Below are 16,487 nucleotides of genomic sequence, written 5' to 3'. Positions count from 1 at the left end.
CGATGAGCAAGACGACCACCGACCAGGCCGGGCAGGCCGGTGAGGAACAGGAACTCGGCGCCGCCGGTTCCCAGCTCTCCACCGCGCCCAAGGAGGACGCGCCGAACCTGCCCTCCCTCGGCGTCATCGGCTGGGCCCGCTGGTTCTGGCGGCAGCTCACCTCGATGCGGGTCGCGCTGCTGCTGCTCCTGCTGCTGTCGCTGGGCTCGATCCCCGGTTCGCTGATCCCGCAGAGCGGCATCGACGCCACCAAGGTCGAGCAGTTCCACAGCGACCACACGACGCTCGCGCCCGTCTACGACAAGCTCGGCCTCTTCCACGTCTACAGCTCGGTGTGGTTCTCCGCGATCTACATCCTGCTGTTCGTCTCCCTCATCGGCTGCATCGTCCCGCGCACCTGGCAGTTCGTGGGCCAGCTCCGCGGCCGGCCGCCCCGCGCGCCCCGCCGGCTGACCCGGCTGCCCGCCTACACCACCTGGCGGACCGGGGCCGACCCCGAGCAGGTCCGCGAAGAGGCGCTGAAGCTGCTCAAAAAGCGGCGCTTCCGCGCCCATGTCTCCGGGGACGCCGTCGCCGCCGAGAAGGGCTATCTGCGCGAGACCGGCAACCTCCTCTTCCACATCGCGCTGATCGTGATGCTGATCGCCTTCGCCTGGGGCCAGCTCTTCAAGTTCGAGGGCAACAAGCTGGTCCTGGAGGGCGACGGCTTCTCCAACACCCTCACCCAGTACGACGACTACAAGTCCGGCAGCCTCTGGTCGCAGGACAACCTCGCCCCGTTCAGCTTCAGCCTGAAGGATTTCAAGGGGACCTACGAGACGTCTGGCCCCAACAAGGGCACCCCCCGCACCTACCAGGCGACCGTCGACTACAGCGTCGGCGCCTACGGCAAGGACCGGGAGACCACGATCAAGGTCAACGAGCCGCTGGTCATCGACGGCTCGAAGGTGTACCTCGTCAGCCACGGCTACGCGCCCGTCGTCACAGTCAAGGACGGCCGGGGCAAGGTCGTGATGGACCACGAGGCCGTCGCGCTGCTGCCCCAGGACAACAACGTGACCTCCGCCGGCGCCATCAAGGTCATGGACGGCTACCGCGACGCCCAGGGCAAGAAGGAGCAGCTGGGCCTGTCGGCCGTGTTCGTGCCGACCTTCGCAGGCGAGGGCGAGGGCACGATGTTCTCCCAGTTCCCCGCCCTGCTGAACCCCCGGCTCGCGCTCAACGCCTACCACGGCGACCTCGGCGTCGACTCCGGCATCCCGCAGAGCGTCTACCAGCTCGACACCAGCAATCTGGAGCAGTACGAGGACAGCGACGGCGAACCCTTCGCGAAGCGGCTCTCCGTCGGCCAGACCATGACCCTGCCGGACGGCGCCGGGTCGGTCACCTTCGAGGGCGTCCAGGAGTGGGCCGGCTTCCAGATCACCGAGCAGCCCGGCAGCGTCTGGGCACTGGTCGGCGCGGTCGGCGCCATCTTCGGCCTGGCCGGCTCGCTGTTCATCCAGCGCCGCCGGGTGTGGGTGCGGGCCGTGCGCGGCGCCGACGGCGTCACCGTCGTGGAGATGGCCGGCCTCGGCCGCAGCGAGTCCGCGAAGCTCCCCGAGGAACTCGGCGACCTCGCCGGGGTCCTGTACGACCGGGCGCCCGCGGCCCCGGAAGAACCCCGACCGTCCGACACCCCCGACACCCCTGACACTCCCGACACCCCAGCCGTACCTGCCGAGAGGGCTGAGAAGAAGTGACTCTCGCCGACGCGACCACGCTGGCCGCCGAGACCAACGAGAACCTCGCGAGCACCAGCAACACGCTGATCTACTGCGCGATGGCCGTCTACACCCTGGCCTTCTTCGCCTACATCGCCGAGTGGATCCTCGGCAGCCGCAGCAAGGTCGGCCGGACGGCCGCCGCGCTGACCGAGGAGGGCGCCGAGGCGAAGTCCGGCCCGGCCGTCACCGTCAACAAGGCCGGCTCCACCGCCGTACTGGAGCGGCCGAAGGTCGTCGTCCGGGCCGCGGCCGGCGCCCGCGACGTGCCCGACGGCCCCGGCGCGCACGGCGGCACGGAGAAGGGCGACCTCTACGGCCGCATCGCCGTCTCGCTCACCGTCCTCGGTTTCCTCGTCGCGTTCGGCGGCGTCCTCGCCCGCGCGCTGTCCGTGCGGCGGGCGCCGTGGGGCAACATGTACGAGTTCAGCATCACCTTCGGCACGGTCGCCGTCGGTGTCTACCTGGTGCTGCTGGCGCTGAAGAAGAACGTCCGCTGGCTCGGCCTGCCGCTGATCACCACGGTCCTGCTCGACCTCGGCCTCGCCGTCACGGTCCTCTACACCGCCAGCGACCAGCTGGTCCCCGCCCTGCACTCGTACTGGCTGTACATCCACGTCTCCACGGCCATCTTCTGCGGCGCGGTCTTCTACGTCGGCGCGGTCGGCACGATCCTCTACCTGTTCAAGGACTCCTACGAGAACAAGCTGGCCACCGGCGGGACCCCCGGCCGCTTCGCCGTCTCGGTCCTGGACCGGCTGCCCGCCGCCTCCTCCCTGGACAAGTTCTCCTACCGCGTCAACGCCGCCGTCTTCCCGCTGTGGACGTTCACGATCATCGCGGGCGCCATCTGGGCGGGCGACGCCTGGGGCCGCTACTGGGGCTGGGACCCCAAGGAGGTCTGGTCCTTCATCACCTGGGTCGCCTACGCCGGTTACCTGCACGCCCGCGCCACGGCCGGCTGGAAGGGCCGCAAGGCCGCGTACATCGCCCTCCTCGCCTTCGGCTGCTGGCTGTTCAACTACTACGGCGTCAACATCTTCGTCTCCGGCAAGCACTCCTACGCGGGGGTCTGACCGCTCCCGCACCGGTCACCGGCGCGGCACCGTACGGTCCGCGCCGGCCGGCGGCCGGTCCGCCTCCAGCACCGTGTAGTCCGCGAAGCTGCGGCGGTAGCGGGTGTGCCGGGTCTCCTGCGTGTGCCGCCGCTGCCACTCCTCGACGTCCGAGGGACTGTGGCGGGCACCCGAGCCCGCGCCGCAGTCCGCCTCCTCCCCGGAGACGCAGCGCGCCTCGTACTCCGGCCGCGCCGACGCGTCCGGCACGATCGTGAACGGCGCCCACCGGGCGTCCCGGTGCCCGACCGGCAACCCCGCCGCCGCGATCTCGGCGGCCGACCGGTCGTTGGCCGCCCGCACCCCCGCGCTCAGCCGCTCCTCCGGCGTCGCCGCCCGGACCTCCGCCGGATCGGCCTCCCACTCCCGGCCACCGCCGACCGGGCGCAACAGCACGTACGGGCCCACCCGCGCCCGGTACTCACCGACCCTGTGCGTCCGCAGGTCGTAGACGAGCGATCCCGGTTCCATTCCGTGCTCCTTCTGTAACGCCTCGTGCACAGAGAGTTGCCCAGAGATCGCGCCCGTAACAGTGCGGGAGGGCGGACGGTTCGTGGGAGCCCCTATGCTGGGCCTGCCCGGCAGGGCAGGGGAGGCATGTGTGTCAGCGCTGGAGCCGGACGATCCGCGCTCCGTCGGGGAGTACCGGCTGCTGGGCCGACTGGGCTCGGGCGGAATGGGACAGGTCTTCCTCGGGCGTTCGCCGGGCGGCCGGCTCGTCGCGGTGAAGCTCGTGCACGCGGGACTGGTCGCCCGGCCCGAGTTCCGCGACCGGTTCCGCCGCGAGGTGCGGGCGGCCCGCCTGGTCAGCGGCGCGTTCACCGCCCCGGTCATCGACGCCGACCCCGACGCGCCGCTGCCGTACCTGGTCACCAGCTACATCGCCGGGCCGTCGCTGGAGCAGGCGGTCGCCGAGCGGGGGCCGCTGGACGCCCGGGAGGTGACCGCCCTCGCCGCCGGACTGGCCGAGGCGCTCACCTCGATCCACGGCGCGCACCTGGTCCACCGCGACCTCAAGCCCTCCAACGTGCTCCTCGCCGAGGACGGCCCCCGCGTCATCGACTTCGGCATCGTCCGCAGCGTCGAGGCCGACTCGATCACCATGACCGGCCAGGTCGCCGGCTCCCCGGGGTTCATGTCCCCGGAGCAGGTCAACGGCGACGAGGTGACCGTCGCCAGCGACGTCTTCTGCCTCGGCGCGGTGCTGGCGTTCGCGGCGACCGGCCGGAACCCCTTCGGCGGCGGCCCGACCCCCGCCCTGCTCTACCGCGTCGTGCACAGCGCCCCCGACGTCACCGCCGTCGGCGACCCGGCGCTGCGCGCCCTCGTCGCCGACTGTCTCGCCAAGGACCCGGCGGCCCGCCCCACCCCGCGCGCCATCCTCGCCCGCCTCGGCCCGCAGGGCGGCGAGAGCGCGACGGTCCTGTCGTACGGCGGACAGCGGCCGCCGGGACCGGCGGCGCCGACGGTCCTGTCGTACGCGGGCCGGGGAGCCCCGGAACAGCCGGCCAACCGGTCGACGGGCGTGCCGCTGCCGCCGCAGGCCGACCATCAGCCGACGATGGTGGCTCCCGTGGGTCCTGCGGCTCCCGTGGCTTCCGTCGCTCCTGTGGCTCCTGCGACTGCTGTGGCGCCGGCCGACCCGGGTACCAGGGTCGCTCCCGCGCCGCCGCCCGCGCGGTCGTCCGGCCGTCGGCGGGCGCGCGGTGGCGGGTCCGACCGGAGCCGGCGGGCCTTCCTGCTCTCCGGGGCCGGTGCGCTCGCCGCGCTGGGCGTCGGCACCGGGTTCTGGCTCAACCGGTCGGCCGCCACGGACGACGACCGCGCCGGGGGCGGGACGTCGCCCACGGCCACCCCCTCGCCCACCGCGTCCGCGACGCCGCCCGGACTGGTCGGGCACTGGCCCCTGGACGAGACGACGGGCACGGTCGCGCGGGACGCCACCGGCGGCCACGACGCCACCGCGACCGGCGTCACCTGGCTGGCCGAGGACGGCGGCGGCGCGGCCTTCGACGGGACCACCGGCCAGATCGTCACCGCCGGGCCCGTGCTGAGGACCGGCGAGGGACAGAGCTTCACCGTCGCGGCCTGGGTCCGGCTGGCCACCGTCCCCGGCACCTTCGCGACCGCCGTCAGCCAGGACGCCGCCAACGCCAGCGGCTTTTACCTGCAGTACTCAAGCGCCGACCGGCGCTGGGCGTTCTCCCGCCCCGGCCTGCGCGCCCTCGGCGGCAGCGAACCCGCCCAGGGCGTCTGGACCCACCTGACCGGCGTCTGCGACGGCCCCGGCCGCAGGCTGCGGCTCTACGTCGACGGCGTCCAGGAGGCGGAGGTGGAGGACACCGCCCCCACCGCCGCCGACGGGGTACTCGCGATCGGCCGGGCGTCCTGGGAGGGCGAGCCGCGGGACTTCTTCCCCGGCGCCGTCCGGGACGTACGGGTCTTCGACCGGGCGCTCGTGCCCGCCCGTATCAGAAGCCTGCTGTGAGACCGGGCCGCTCAAGAACCCGCTGGAACCCGCTGCGGGACCGGGCCTCAGTCGCCCTTGGGGTCCTCGTCCCGGTCGCGCCGGTCGCGCTTGTTCTCGTCGAGGGAGTTCAGGAAGTCGGGGTTGTCGTCGGGGGCGACCCACCGGCCGCCGCCCGCCTGGAACCGTCCCGGCCCGGCGGCGGGCTGCCGCTTCTTGCCCGCGATGATCCACGAGATGGACCCGGCCAGCGGGAAGAGGAGTACGAGGATCGCCCACAGCGCCTTGGGCATGTGCCGGACGTCCGCGTCCTTCGTGCTGATGCAGTCGATGAACGCGTAGACGCTCAACGCCAGTGGCACGAGGAACATCAACACCCGCAGCATGGGGGCCTCTCCAGCGAAAGCGGTGGGCGGTACGGGGCCAGCGTAGCCGCTCGGGGATACTGGACGGCATGGCTTACGACGATCTTCGCTCCCTGCTCAGGGCACTGGAACGCGAGGGCGACCTCAAGCGTGTCAAGGCCGAGGTCGATCCTCACCTGGAGGTCGGGGAGATCGTCGACCGGGTGAACAAGGCCGGCGGCCCCGCCCTGCTCTTCGAGAACGTCAAGGGCTCGGACATGCCGTTGGCGATGAACGTCTTCGGCACCGACCGCCGGCTGCTCAAGGCGCTCGGCCTGAAGTCGTACGCCGACATCTCCGAGAAGATCGGCGGGCTGCTGCGGCCCGAGCTGCCGCACGGGTTCGTCGGCGTGCGCGAGGCGTTCGGCAAGCTCGGCGCGATGACGCACGTACCGCCGAAGAAGGTCAAGGAGGCGCCGGTCCAGGAGACCGTGCTCACCGGCGACGACGTCGACCTCGACCGGCTGCCCGCCCTCTTCACCTGGCCGCAGGACGGCGGCTCCTTCTTCAACCTCGGCCTCACCCACACCAAGGACCCCGAGACCGGCGTCCGCAACCTCGGCCTCTACCGCCTCCAGCGCCACGACAAGCGCACCATCGGCATGCACTGGCAGATCCACAAGGACAGCCGGAACCACTACCAGGTGGCGGCCCGGCGCGGTGAGCGGCTCCCCGTCGCCATCGCCTTCGGGTGTCCGCCGGCCGTGACGTACGCCTCGACCGCGCCGCTCCCCGGTGACATCGACGAGTACCTGTTCGCCGGGTTCCTCCAGGGCAAGCGGATCGAGATGGTCGACTGCAAGACCGTGCCGCTCCAGGTGCCGGCGCAGGCCGAGGTCGTCATCGAGGGCTGGCTGGAGCCCGGCGAGATGCTCCCCGAGGGGCCCTTCGGCGACCACACCGGCTTCTACACGCCGCAGGAACCGTTCCCCGCTCTGAAGATCGACTGCGTGACGATGCGGAAGCGCCCGCTGCTCCAGTCGATCGTGGTCGGCCGGCCGCCGACCGAGGACGGCCCGCTGGGCCGCGCGACGGAGCGTTTCTTCCTGCCGCTTCTGAAGATCATCGTGCCGGACATCGTGGACTACCACCTCCCGGAGGCGGGCGGTTTCCACAACTGTGCGATCGTTTCCATTGACAAGAAGTACCCCAAACACGCCCAGAAGGTGATGCACGCCATCTGGGGCGCGCACATGATGTCGCTGACCAAGCTGATCGTCGTCGTCGACTCCGACTGCGACGTCCACGATCTGCACGAGGTCGCCTGGCGGGCGCTCGGCAACACGGACTACGCCCGCGACCTCACCGTCGTGGAAGGCCCGGTCGACCACCTCGACCACGCCTCCTACCAGCAGTTCTGGGGCGGCAAGGCCGGCATCGACGCGACGAGGAAGCTTCCCGAGGAGGGGTACACCCGGGACGGGGGCTGGCCGGACATGGTGCTGTCCGACCCGGAGACGGCGGCGAAGGTCGACCGCCGCTGGAAGGAGTACGGACTGTGACGTCGGCTTCCGCCGCGCTGCCGCGGCAGCCTGGGCGCACCAAGGCGTTCCTGCGCCTGGTGATGATCGAGCACTCCGTGTTCGCGCTGCCCTTCGCCTACATCGCCTCGCTCACCGCGATGTACATGTGGGACGAGAACATCCACTGGGGCCGGCTGCTCCTGGTGACCGTCTGCATGGTGGGCCTGCGCACCTTCGCGATGGCCGTCAACCGGATCATCGACCGGGAGATCGACGCCCGGAACCCGCGCACCGCCCACCGCGAGCTGGTCACCGGCGCCATGTCGGTGAAGCACGCGTGGACCGGCGCGATCGTCGCCGTCGTGATCTTCCTGGGCTCGGCGGCGCTGCTCAACCCGCTCTGCCTCGCCCTCGCGCCCGTCGCGGTGATCCCGATGGTGGTCTACCCCTACGGCAAGCGGTTCACGAACTTCCCGCAGGCCATCCTCGGTCTCGCCCAGGCGATCGGCCCGATCGGCGGCTGGCTGGCGATCAGCGGCGAGTGGTCCTGGGAGGCGGTGATCCTCGGCCTCGCGGTCGGCATCTGGATCGGCGGCTTCGACCTGATCTACGCCTGCCAGGATGTCGAGACCGACCGGCAGGTCGGCGTCCGCTCGGTCCCGGCCCGCTTCGGCATCCCGGCCGCCATCTGGGGCGCCCGCGCCTGCCACACCGTGACCACGGCCCTCTTCGTCTGGTACGCGCTGGCCACCGACGCCGGCGTCTTCTTCTGGCTGGGCCTGCTGATCGTCGCGGGCGCGTTCCTCTACGAGCACACCATCGTCCGCCCGAACGACCTGACCCGCCTCAACCGCGCGTTCTTCAGCGTCAACGGGTTCATCGGCATCGCGCTGTTCGTGTGCGCGCTGCTGGACCTCCTGGTGCGGGGGCTGACGGTCTGAGCGGAGCGCGGGGGACCGCTCAGGTTCCCACCCCGCCGATGCCGCTAGGCTCGGGGACGTGAACCCAGCCAAGCCAGGAGAGACGGCGCGTACGCCTTGGATCGTAGGGGTGTCGGGCGCCTCCGGCACCCCGTACGCCGCCGCTGTCCTGCGGGCCCTGATCGCCGCCGGCGAAGCGGTCGACCTGGTGGTCAGCCGGGCCTCGCGGCTCACCCTGCTGGACGAGACCGGCATCTCGTTCCGGGACGGCCACTGGCGGGACGACCTGGGGGAGTGGCTCGCCCGCGGCGCCGACGGCAAGCCGGACACCTTCGGCGTCGACCTGAGCGGCGTACGGCACTGGAGCGCGGGCGACCTCGCGGCCGGACCCTCCTCGGGGTCGTACGCCACCAAGGGCATGCTGATCGTGCCGGCGTCGACGGCGTGCGTCGCCGGGGTCGCCCTCGGCCTGTCGAAGGACCTGCTGCAACGGACGGCGAGCGTCACCCTGAAGGAGGGCCGGCGGCTGGTCGTGGCCGTGCGCGAGGCCCCGCTGAGCGGGCAGACCCTCAGACAGCTGGTCGCCCTGGACGACGCGGGCGCCGTCGTGGTGCCCGCCTCGCCCGCCTTCTACGCGGGCGCCACCCACATCCAGGACCTGGTGGACTTCGTCGCCGGCCGGGTCCTCGACGCGGCGGGCGTGCCGCACCGCCTCTACCGCCGCTGGTCGGGCGAGCTGGGCGGCGGCGCCCGCACCGACTGAGGGCCCGCCCTCACTCCGAGGTCCCCCACCCTCACTTTCCCTTGTTCAGACTTTTTAGCGGAAGGCTTCGATCCATGGACGCGGTGGACAGGCAGCTCATCCAGGCCCTGCGGGAGAACGGCCGGGCCTCCTACGCCGAGCTGGGGCGCCTCGTCGGTCTCTCGGGCCCCAGTGTCACCGACCGCATCAACCGCCTGGAGGCGGCCGGTGTCATCACCGGCTACCGGGCCACGGTCGACGCCGCCTCGCTCGGTCTCGGCGCCGTCGCCCTGATCGGGATCTCCCTCTCCGACGCCGCCGACCACGACGACGTCGCCCAGCGGCTGAAGGAGCTGCGGGAGATCGAGGACTGCTGGTTCATCGCCGGGGACGACTCCTACATGCTCAAGGTGCGCGCGAGCGACGTGGACGGCCTGGAGCGGATCATCCGCCGGCTCTCCGGGACCAAGGGCGTCTCCCGCACCCGGACCACCGTTGTGCTCTCCACCAAGTGGGAGAACCGGGTGGGCGAGCTGCCCGAAGAGGTCTGAGCCGCGGGGCGTAACGTTGACCGGGTCTGTCCCGAAGGCCAGTGGCCAGTCTCGAAAGCCGGAAAGAGGTATCGCATGGACGCCGGGCTCAAGCGCGAGCTGGAGGAGAAGGTCCGCTCCGGTGAGCGGCTGACCCGCGAGGACGGCATCGCGCTGTACGCCTCCGACGACCTGGCCTGGCTCGGCGGCCTCGCGCACGAGGTGCGGACGCGGAAGAACGGCGACGTCGTCCACTTCAACGTCAACCGTCATCTCAACATGACCAACGTGTGCACCGCGTCCTGCGCGTACTGCTCCTTCCAGCGCAAGCCGGGGGAGAAGGACGCGTACACGATGCGCATCGAGGAGGCGGTGAAGCTCGCCAAGGAGATGGAGGGCGAGAACCTCACCGAGCTGCACATCGTCAACGGGCTCCACCCGAATCTGCCCTGGCGGTACTACCCGCGCTCGCTGCGGGAGCTGAAGGCGGCGCTGCCGGACGTCTCGCTCAAGGCGTTCACGGCCACCGAGATCCACCACTTCGAGACGATCTCGGGAATGAGCGCGAGCGACATCCTGGACGAGCTGATCGACGCGGGCCTGGAGTCGCTGACCGGCGGTGGCGCGGAGATCTTCGACTGGGAGGTCCGGCAGCACATCGTCGACCACGACACCCACTGGGAGGACTGGTCGCGCATCCACCGCCTGGCGCACGAGAAGGGCCTGAAGACCCCGTGCACCATGCTCTACGGCCACATCGAGGAGCCCCGCCACCGGGTCGACCACGTCCTGCGGCTGCGTGAGCTGCAGGACGAGACGAACGGCTTCCAGGTCTTCATCCCGCTCCGCTACCAGCACGACTTCGTGGACATGAAAGACGGGAAGGTGCGGAACCGCCTCCAGGCGCGGACGCAGATGGCGACCGGCGCGGAGGCGCTGAAGACGTTCGCGGTGTCGCGGCTGCTCTTCGACAACGTGCCGCACGTGAAGGTGTTCTGGGTCATGCACGGCGTGCAGACCGCTCAGCTCGCGCTCCAGCACGGGGCCGACGACATGGACGGGTCGGTCGTCGAGTACAAGATCACGCACGACGCGGACGACTTCGGTACGCCGAACAAGCTGACGCGCGACGATCTGCTGGACCTGATCCGGGACGCGGGGTTCCGTCCCGTCGAGCGGAACACGCGGTACGAGATCATCCGCGAGTTCGAGGGCCCCGACCCGGACCGGCGCGAGGCGCCGCAGCCGATGCGGGTCTGACGACGCCGGGTTCGTTGTCGGGTGCGGGTGGGTGGGGGGTTGCCCGCGCAGTTACCCGCGCCCCTTCAGGGGCGCGGGGAACTGCGCGGCCAGCCACGACGCACCCGCACGATGTAATGATTAACATGGCGCCGTGCCACTTACTTTCACCCTTGACCCCCCGGTCACCGAAGACCTCCGCGACGGCATCCTCGACCTGTGGACGGACGTCACGAACGCCGGCGGCTCCGTAGGCTTCGTGCCCCCCGTCACCCGGGAGACGGTCCGCCCCGAACTGGTCAAACACCTGGCCGCCATGGCAGAGGGCCGCACCCGACTCCTCGTCGGCCACGACGAGGAGAACCGCGTCGCCGCGACCGCCTTCCTCGCCCTCAACACCCACCGCCTCATGCGGCACTGGCTGTGGCTCTACACCGTGATGGTGCACCCCCGCCACCAGGGCCGGGGCTACGGCCGCGACCTGCTGGCCGCCGCCGCGGACGCCGCCCGCACCCTCGACGGCATCGAGGCGATACGCCTGACCTGCCGCGGCGGCCTCGGCCTGGAGCGGTTCTACGCCTCCTGCGGCTACAAGGAGGTCGGCCGCGTCCCCGGCGCGATCCGCGTCGCCCCCGGTGACGACCGCGACGACGTCATCATGCTGCTGCCGCTCGGCTGAGGCCCGTACCCCCCTGCGGAACCGGTACCCCGGCGTGCTTCACTGGAGGACGCCCCTTTGTGCCGGAAACGGAAGTGTGGATTGAGATGCTCCGCTACACGCTGATGCGCCTCGGGATCTTCGTGGGCTGCCTCGTGGTCGTCTGGGGCCTCGTCTACGCCGGGGTGTTCCCCAGCGGCCTCGGCGACTCCAACGGCATGTGGATCCTCCTGCTCGCCCTGCTGGTCTCCGCCCCGATCAGCTTCGTCGTGCTCCGCAAGGAGCGGGACCGGGCCTCCGTGCAGGTCGTGAACAGGGTGGACCGCATGAAGGCCAACCTGGACGCCAACCGCAGCCAGGAGGACCTCGCCGACGACGCCTCCCGCACGCAGGGCCAGACCTCGTAGGACGGCCGGACCTCGTAGGGCAGGACGCGGAAGACCCCGGCGCCCCGGTGACCACCGGGGCGCTTTGCGTTGTGCGGGCGGAAGCGGTCTCCCGCCTGCCAAAGTCATGCTTTGAGCATCCAAAAGTGCTGGTGTTAAAGTCGTACGGTGATGTCAGCAGCCGCGCCCCCACTGTCCCCGAGCGTTCCGCTCGTGGCACGGCTGCACGTGGACCTCTGCCGGTGCGCGTCCGCGAACTGTCGCCCCTGACGTCCCAGCCGCTCAACGCCGTCCGTCACGGCAGTACAGCGCGTCGTCGTTTCCTCCCGTCCCCCTACGGAGCATGTCCGTGTCCTCACGCACGAAGTCCTTCAAGGTGCCCTTCTGGGTCCAGATAATCGCCGGTCTCGTCCTCGGTGTGCTGCTCGGCTGGATCGCCCGCAGCGTCGACGCCGCCTGGCTGGTCACCACCCTGGACAAGATCGGCAGCATCTTCGTCGGCCTGCTGAAGCTGGCCGTCGCCCCCCTCGTCTTCTTCGCGATCCTCGTCTCGATCACCAACCTCCGGAAGGTCAACAACGCGGCCCGCCTGGCGTCCCGCACCCTCCTGTGGTTCATGATCACGTCGCTGATCGCGGTGGCCATCGGCCTCGTCATCGGCCTGGTCACCAACCCCGGCGCCGGTACCGGCCTCACCCCGAAGGACGGCTCCGCGCCCGAGCACACCGGGTCCTGGCTGGACTTCCTGACCGGCATCGTGCCGACCGACGTCATCACGCCGTTCACCGAGCTGAACGTGCTCCAGATCGTCTTCATGGCCGCCGTCGCCGGTATCGCCGCCCTCCAGCTCGGCGACAAGGCCAAGCCGATCCTCACCTTGAGCGAGTCCGTCCTCGAACTCCTCCAGAAGGCCCTGTGGTGGGTCATCCGCCTCGCCCCGCTCGGCACCGTCGGCCTGATCGGCAACGCCATCGCGACCTACGGCTGGGACCTGATCGGCAAGTACGCGACCTTCACCGCCGACATCTACGTCGGCTGCGCGCTCGTCCTCTTCGTCGTCTACCCGGCGCTGCTCGCCGGTGTCGCCAAGGCCAGCCCGCTGCAGTTCTTCAAGGGCGCCTGGCCCGCGATCCAGCTGGCCTTCGTCTCCCGCTCCTCGGTCGGCACCATGCCGCTGACCCAGAAGGTCACCGAGCGGCTCGGCGTGCCGAAGGAGTACGCGTCCTTCGCCGTGCCGTTCGGCGCGACGACGAAGATGGACGGCTGCGCCGCGATCTACCCCGCGATCGCCGCGATCTTCGTCGCGCAGATCTTCGACATCCAGCTCGGCGTCGGCGACTACCTGCTGATCGCGTTCGTCTCGGTGGTCGGTTCCGCCGCCACGGCCGGCCTCACCGGCGCCACGGTGATGCTGACCCTGACCCTGTCCACGCTGGGCCTGCCCATGGAGGGCGTCGGCCTGCTCCTCGCGATCGACCCGATCCTGGACATGATGCGCACGGCCACCAACGTGGCGGGCCAGGCGCTGATCCCGGTCCTCGTCTCGGCCCGCGAGGGCATCCTCGACCGCACGGCCTACGACAAGGCGCACAGCTCCCCGCTCGACGAGGCCGAGCGGGAGCCGGAGCCGGAGCCGGAGGACCGGCGGGAGGCCGTTCCGGCCGCCGCCTGACCGCACCGGCCGCCGCCCGGCCGACGGCCGTACGGGCCCGGCCGGCCCGACCGGACGCCCCGCGCCGAACACGGCGCGGGGCGTTTCGACCGTACGCTGATGCACATGGGTGCAGCGAGGACCAAGCGGATGCCGCGGGCCGTCCGGGAGCAGCAGATGCTGGACGCCGCCGTGCGGACGTTCGGGCAGCGCGGTTACACGGCCGCGTCGATGGACGAGATCGCCGAACTCGCGGGCGTCTCCAAGCCGCTGGTGTACCTGTACCTCAACTCCAAAGAAGACCTGTTCACCGCCTGTATCCGCCGCGAGGCGCGGGCGCTGACCGCGGCGGTCAGGGCCGGGGTCCGCCCCGGGCTGCCCGCCGACGGCCAACTCTGGTCCGGGCTGCGGGCCTTCTTCGAGCACACCGCCGGCAACCCGGACGGCTGGGCGGTGCTGCACCTCCAGGCGCGTACGCACGGCGACCGGTTCGCCGCGGAGGTCGCCGTGGCGCGCGAGGAGATCGTCGCGTTCGTGACCGAGCTGATCGCGGCGGCGGCCCGGGAGGCGCACCGCGACCCCGACCTGCCCGGCGACGAGGTCGCGGGGCTGGCCGAGGCGCTGGTCGGCGCCGCCGAGTCGCTCGCGGACTGGGCGGGCGCGACCGAGGGCGTCACCGCGAAGCAGGCGGTGGCCACGCTGATGAACTTCGCCTGGGCGGGACTGGGCAACCTGATGGCGGACCGGCCGTGGACGGCTCCCGAGGACGCCGAAGCCGGAGCCGACGCCGAGGGCGGGGGTGGGGGTGGTGCCGGCATCGGGGCCGGCGGTGGCGCGGACATCGGGGCCGGGGCCGGGGCCGCTGCGGGAGAAGGTCTGCGGGAACCGGTCGTTCAGGCCGGGTAGACCTCCCCGGTCAGGTGGGTCCGGCCCGGTTCCCCCGGGCCGAGCAGGGCGAACCGGCCGCCCTCGGCCGCGTACAGCACCGTCCCCGGCAGCAGTACCGGCGCCCGGAACAGCGCCCGTACCGTCACCGCCTCCGGGACACCGTGCTCGGCCAGGCAGCGGGCCACCGTCCACATGCCGTGCGCGACGGTGCGCGGGAAGCCGAACAGGCGGGCGGTGAGCGGGTGCAGGTGGATCGGATTGCGGTCCCCGGACGCCGCACCGTACCGCCGCCCGAGATCCCCGCCCACCCGCCACTCGCCCCGCACGGGCAGCACCGCACGGACCTCCCGGGCCTCCTCCCGAGTCTCGTCCCGAGGCCGTTCCCGGGCCTCCGTCTCGTCATGGCCCCCGGCGTCCGGGGCCGTCCGGTGTCGGGCCAGGTACGTGCTGCTCGACTCCCATATGACGGTCCCGCCCGTGCGGGCCTCCGTGATCACCGTCGCCTCCGTGCCACGGCGGTGCGGCGCGAGTCCGGCGATGCGGACGGTGAGTTCGTGGGCCGCGCCGGCCGGCATCGCCGCGTGGCGGGTGACGGTGAGGGACGTGTGGACCAGGCCGAGCAGCGGCAGCGGGAAGTCCCGGCCGCTCATCAGCCGCATGGCCAGCGGAAAGCCCATGACGTGCGGGTACGTCAGAGGGAGCGTTGGCGCGCCGGCCGGGAGACCGCACACCCGCTCGTACGCCGCCAGCCGGGCGAGGTCGGCCCGCAGCCCCGGCAGGACCAGCCGCGTGCGGGGGAACTCCGCGTCCGGACGCGGCCGTTTGAACGGGGAGAGCAGGGCACCCCGGGCCAGCAGCGGCGGCAGCGCGGGGACGCCGGTAAGCGTGCTGGTGCGCGCGTCGGCCGCCATCACGCCCCCAGCAGGCTCTGGCCGCAGACCCGTACGACCTGGCCGTTGACCGCGCCGGAGGCCGGGTGCGCGAACCAGGCGGTGGTCTCGGCGACGTCGGCCGGGAGCCCGCCCTGGGCCAGGGAGTTCATGCGGCGGCCCGCCTCGCGGATGAAGAGCGGGACGGCCGCCGTCATCCTGGTCTCGATGAACCCCGGCGCGACCGCGTTGACGGTCACCTCGTGCTCGTCCAGCGCGCGCGGCGCGAGGGAGCGGACCAGGCCGACGATCCCGGCCTTGCTCGCGCCGTAGTTGGTCTGGCCGGCGTTCCCGGCGATCCCCGCGATGGAGGCCGTGGCGACGATCCGGCCGCCGGAGCGGACGGCTCCGGCGGCGAGCAGCGCGTCCGTGGTGCGCACCACGCTCGCCAGGTTGACGTCGAGGACCGGACTCCAGCGGTCGGCGCCCATGTTGACCAGCCGCCGGTCGCGGGTGATGCCCGCGTTGTGGACCAGGACGTCGAGGCCGTCCGGCAGCGCGTCGGCGATGCGGGCCCCGGCGTCGGCGGCGGTGATGTCGAGGGCGAGAGCGGTGCCGCCGAGCCGCTCGGCGACGCGCCGGGCATCCGCCTCGGCGGCCGGTACGTCGAGGACGACGACGTGCGCGCCGTCCCGGGCCAGGGTTCCGGCGACCGCCTCGCCGATGCCGCGCGCGCCCCCGGTGACCAGGGCGGTCCGTCCGGCGAGCGGCCGGTCCGGGTCGTCCGGCGCGGTGACCGGGCCGGTGCCGGTGCCGACGCCGATGACCTGGCCGCTGACGTAGGCGGACCGGGGGGAGAGGAGGAAGCGGAGGGTGGAGCCGGCGGCGGCCGCGTCGGTGAGGCGGACCAGGTTGACGGTCCTGCCGCGGCCGATCTCCTTGCCGAGCGAGCGGGTGAAGCCCTCCAGCGCCTGCTGGGCGGCGGCCTGGTGGTGGTCGGCGGGATCGGGCGCGGTGCCGAGCACCACGACCCGGCCGCTCGCGGCGACCGACCGGACGACGGGGTGCAGGGCCGCGTGCACCTCGGCGAGGGCGTCGACGTCCCGGACGCCGGTGGCGTCGAGCACGACGGCGGCGGGACGCTCGGCGGCGGTGACGAGGGTCATCCCCGCCGAGGGCAGGTCGAGTTCGGTCCTGCCCGCCGTCAGGTGCAGGACGTCGCCGTCGAGGGCCGGGTGCTCGGGGGACCAGCGCCTGAGCGGGGCCGGCTGCGGCAGACCGAACCGCCGGGTCAGGAAGCGGCCCGGCGCGGTGCCGGTGAAGCTCAGATAGCGGTCGGCCATGGGTGACTCCCTGTTCCTCCGAAATGCTTACTCTGCAGTAAGGTTACCG

Annotated in this window: 17 protein-coding genes; 13 read left to right on the top strand and 4 right to left on the bottom strand. The window is 71.9% G+C overall.

From position 1 onward, the window contains the following. The first annotated feature begins 2 nt into the window (after window positions 1-2). Both UW392_RS55830 and ccsB read left to right on the top strand, forming a co-directional pair. Entirely contained in the window at window positions 3-1,742 is a 1,740-nt protein-coding gene (locus UW392_RS55830) for a cytochrome c biogenesis protein ResB (protein ID WP_320783161.1), read from the top strand. Then, on the top strand, window positions 1,739-2,839 hold the full coding sequence (gene ccsB / locus UW392_RS55825) for a c-type cytochrome biogenesis protein CcsB (protein WP_320783160.1): 1,101 nt from the start codon (window positions 1,739-1,741) through the stop codon (window positions 2,837-2,839). Before UW392_RS55830 ends, ccsB begins: the two co-directional genes overlap by 4 nt. Before the next feature lie 15 nt (window positions 2,840-2,854). Here ccsB and UW392_RS55820 read toward each other — a convergent pair whose 3' ends face one another. Then, entirely contained in the window at window positions 2,855-3,349 is a 495-nt protein-coding gene (locus UW392_RS55820) for a hypothetical protein (RefSeq protein WP_320783159.1), read from the bottom strand. Between the two features lie 130 nt (window positions 3,350-3,479). Here UW392_RS55820 and UW392_RS55815 point away from each other — a divergent pair, with 130 nt between their 5' ends. Beyond that, on the top strand, window positions 3,480-5,366 hold the full coding sequence (locus tag UW392_RS55815) for a protein kinase domain-containing protein (RefSeq protein WP_320783158.1): 1,887 nt from the start codon (window positions 3,480-3,482) through the stop codon (window positions 5,364-5,366). A 47-nt stretch (window positions 5,367-5,413) separates the two neighbouring features. Here UW392_RS55815 and UW392_RS55810 read toward each other — a convergent pair whose 3' ends face one another. Then, on the bottom strand, window positions 5,414-5,731 hold the full coding sequence (locus UW392_RS55810) for a PLD nuclease N-terminal domain-containing protein (protein WP_320783157.1): 318 nt from the start codon (window positions 5,729-5,731) through the stop codon (window positions 5,414-5,416). A 68-nt stretch (window positions 5,732-5,799) separates the two neighbouring features. Between UW392_RS55810 and UW392_RS55805 the strand changes: the two genes are divergently transcribed. The 10 genes from UW392_RS55805 to UW392_RS55760 all read left to right on the top strand — a co-directional run bounded on the left by UW392_RS55805 (window position 5,800) and on the right by UW392_RS55760 (window position 14,244). Then, window positions 5,800-7,251 (top strand): menaquinone biosynthesis decarboxylase, encoded by a 1,452-nt coding sequence (locus UW392_RS55805; RefSeq protein ID WP_320783156.1) that lies wholly within the window; start codon window positions 5,800-5,802, stop codon window positions 7,249-7,251. Further along, entirely contained in the window at window positions 7,248-8,153 is a 906-nt protein-coding gene (gene mqnP, locus UW392_RS55800) for a menaquinone biosynthesis prenyltransferase MqnP (RefSeq protein ID WP_320783155.1), read from the top strand. Before UW392_RS55805 ends, mqnP begins: the two co-directional genes overlap by 4 nt. A 58-nt stretch (window positions 8,154-8,211) precedes the next feature. Next, window positions 8,212-8,895 (top strand): UbiX family flavin prenyltransferase, encoded by a 684-nt coding sequence (locus UW392_RS55795; protein WP_320783154.1) that lies wholly within the window; start codon window positions 8,212-8,214, stop codon window positions 8,893-8,895. Between the two features lie 74 nt (window positions 8,896-8,969). Next, a complete protein-coding gene (locus UW392_RS55790; RefSeq protein ID WP_320783153.1) occupies window positions 8,970-9,425 on the top strand; it encodes an Lrp/AsnC family transcriptional regulator in 456 nt (151 codons plus the stop codon). A 75-nt stretch (window positions 9,426-9,500) separates the two neighbouring features. Next, window positions 9,501-10,664 carry an aminofutalosine synthase MqnE gene (gene mqnE, locus UW392_RS55785; RefSeq protein ID WP_320783152.1) on the top strand — a complete coding sequence of 388 codons (1,164 nt, stop codon included), beginning with the start codon at window positions 9,501-9,503 and terminating at the stop codon, window positions 10,662-10,664. Between the two features lie 133 nt (window positions 10,665-10,797). Beyond that, window positions 10,798-11,322, top strand: a complete 525-nt coding sequence (locus UW392_RS55780) for a GNAT family N-acetyltransferase (RefSeq protein WP_320783151.1) — start codon at window positions 10,798-10,800, stop codon at window positions 11,320-11,322. Window positions 11,323-11,408: 86 nt separating this feature from the next. Continuing rightward, complete coding sequence (locus tag UW392_RS55775; protein WP_320783150.1) at window positions 11,409-11,708, top strand: DUF4229 domain-containing protein; 300 nt, start codon at window positions 11,409-11,411, stop codon at window positions 11,706-11,708. Window positions 11,709-11,858: 150 nt separating this feature from the next. Beyond that, complete coding sequence (locus UW392_RS55770; RefSeq protein ID WP_320783209.1) at window positions 11,859-11,957, top strand: putative leader peptide; 99 nt, start codon at window positions 11,859-11,861, stop codon at window positions 11,955-11,957. A gap of 73 nt (window positions 11,958-12,030) precedes the next feature. Further along, window positions 12,031-13,359 (top strand): dicarboxylate/amino acid:cation symporter, encoded by a 1,329-nt coding sequence (locus UW392_RS55765; protein ID WP_320783149.1) that lies wholly within the window; start codon window positions 12,031-12,033, stop codon window positions 13,357-13,359. A 105-nt stretch (window positions 13,360-13,464) separates the two neighbouring features. Further along, a complete protein-coding gene (locus tag UW392_RS55760) occupies window positions 13,465-14,244 on the top strand; it encodes a TetR/AcrR family transcriptional regulator (RefSeq protein ID WP_320783148.1) in 780 nt (259 codons plus the stop codon). Here the strand turns inward: UW392_RS55760 and UW392_RS55755 are convergent. After that, a complete protein-coding gene (locus UW392_RS55755; RefSeq protein WP_320783147.1) occupies window positions 14,232-15,137 on the bottom strand; it encodes a MaoC family dehydratase in 906 nt (301 codons plus the stop codon). The two genes, UW392_RS55760 and UW392_RS55755, sit on opposite strands and share 13 nt — an antisense overlap. Beyond that, on the bottom strand, window positions 15,137-16,438 hold the full coding sequence (locus tag UW392_RS55750; protein WP_320783146.1) for a 3-oxoacyl-ACP reductase: 1,302 nt from the start codon (window positions 16,436-16,438) through the stop codon (window positions 15,137-15,139). The genes UW392_RS55755 and UW392_RS55750 overlap by 1 nt, the downstream gene beginning before the upstream one ends. Window positions 16,439-16,487: the final 49 nt, after the last annotated feature.

The sequence above is a fragment of the Streptomyces sp. CRN 30 genome (assembly GCF_034105845.1).
The sequence above is the reverse complement of the archived record's forward strand: the minus strand, read 5'-3'. Positions and strand labels throughout refer to the sequence as shown.

Bases quoted from the DNA above. Each gene is read 5' to 3' on its own strand.
- UW392_RS55830 (WP_320783161.1), top strand. From the start codon at position 3: ATGAGCAAGACGACCACCGACCAGGCCGGGCAGGCCGGTGAGGAACAG.
- UW392_RS55820 (WP_320783159.1), bottom strand. From the start codon at position 3,349: ATGGAACCGGGATCGCTCGTCTACGACCTGCGGACGCACAGGGTCGGT.
- UW392_RS55810 (WP_320783157.1), bottom strand. From the start codon at position 5,731: ATGCTGCGGGTGTTGATGTTCCTCGTGCCACTGGCGTTGAGCGTCTAC.
- UW392_RS55805 (WP_320783156.1), top strand. From the start codon at position 5,800: ATGGCTTACGACGATCTTCGCTCCCTGCTCAGGGCACTGGAACGCGAG.
- UW392_RS55790 (WP_320783153.1), top strand. From the start codon at position 8,970: ATGGACGCGGTGGACAGGCAGCTCATCCAGGCCCTGCGGGAGAACGGC.
- mqnE (WP_320783152.1), top strand. From the start codon at position 9,501: ATGGACGCCGGGCTCAAGCGCGAGCTGGAGGAGAAGGTCCGCTCCGGT.
- UW392_RS55775 (WP_320783150.1), top strand. From the start codon at position 11,409: ATGCTCCGCTACACGCTGATGCGCCTCGGGATCTTCGTGGGCTGCCTC.
- UW392_RS55770 (WP_320783209.1), top strand. From the start codon at position 11,859: ATGTCAGCAGCCGCGCCCCCACTGTCCCCGAGCGTTCCGCTCGTGGCA.
- UW392_RS55765 (WP_320783149.1), top strand. From the start codon at position 12,031: ATGTCCGTGTCCTCACGCACGAAGTCCTTCAAGGTGCCCTTCTGGGTC.
- UW392_RS55760 (WP_320783148.1), top strand. From the start codon at position 13,465: ATGGGTGCAGCGAGGACCAAGCGGATGCCGCGGGCCGTCCGGGAGCAG.
- UW392_RS55755 (WP_320783147.1), bottom strand. From the start codon at position 15,137: ATGGCGGCCGACGCGCGCACCAGCACGCTTACCGGCGTCCCCGCGCTG.
- UW392_RS55750 (WP_320783146.1), bottom strand. From the start codon at position 16,438: ATGGCCGACCGCTATCTGAGCTTCACCGGCACCGCGCCGGGCCGCTTC.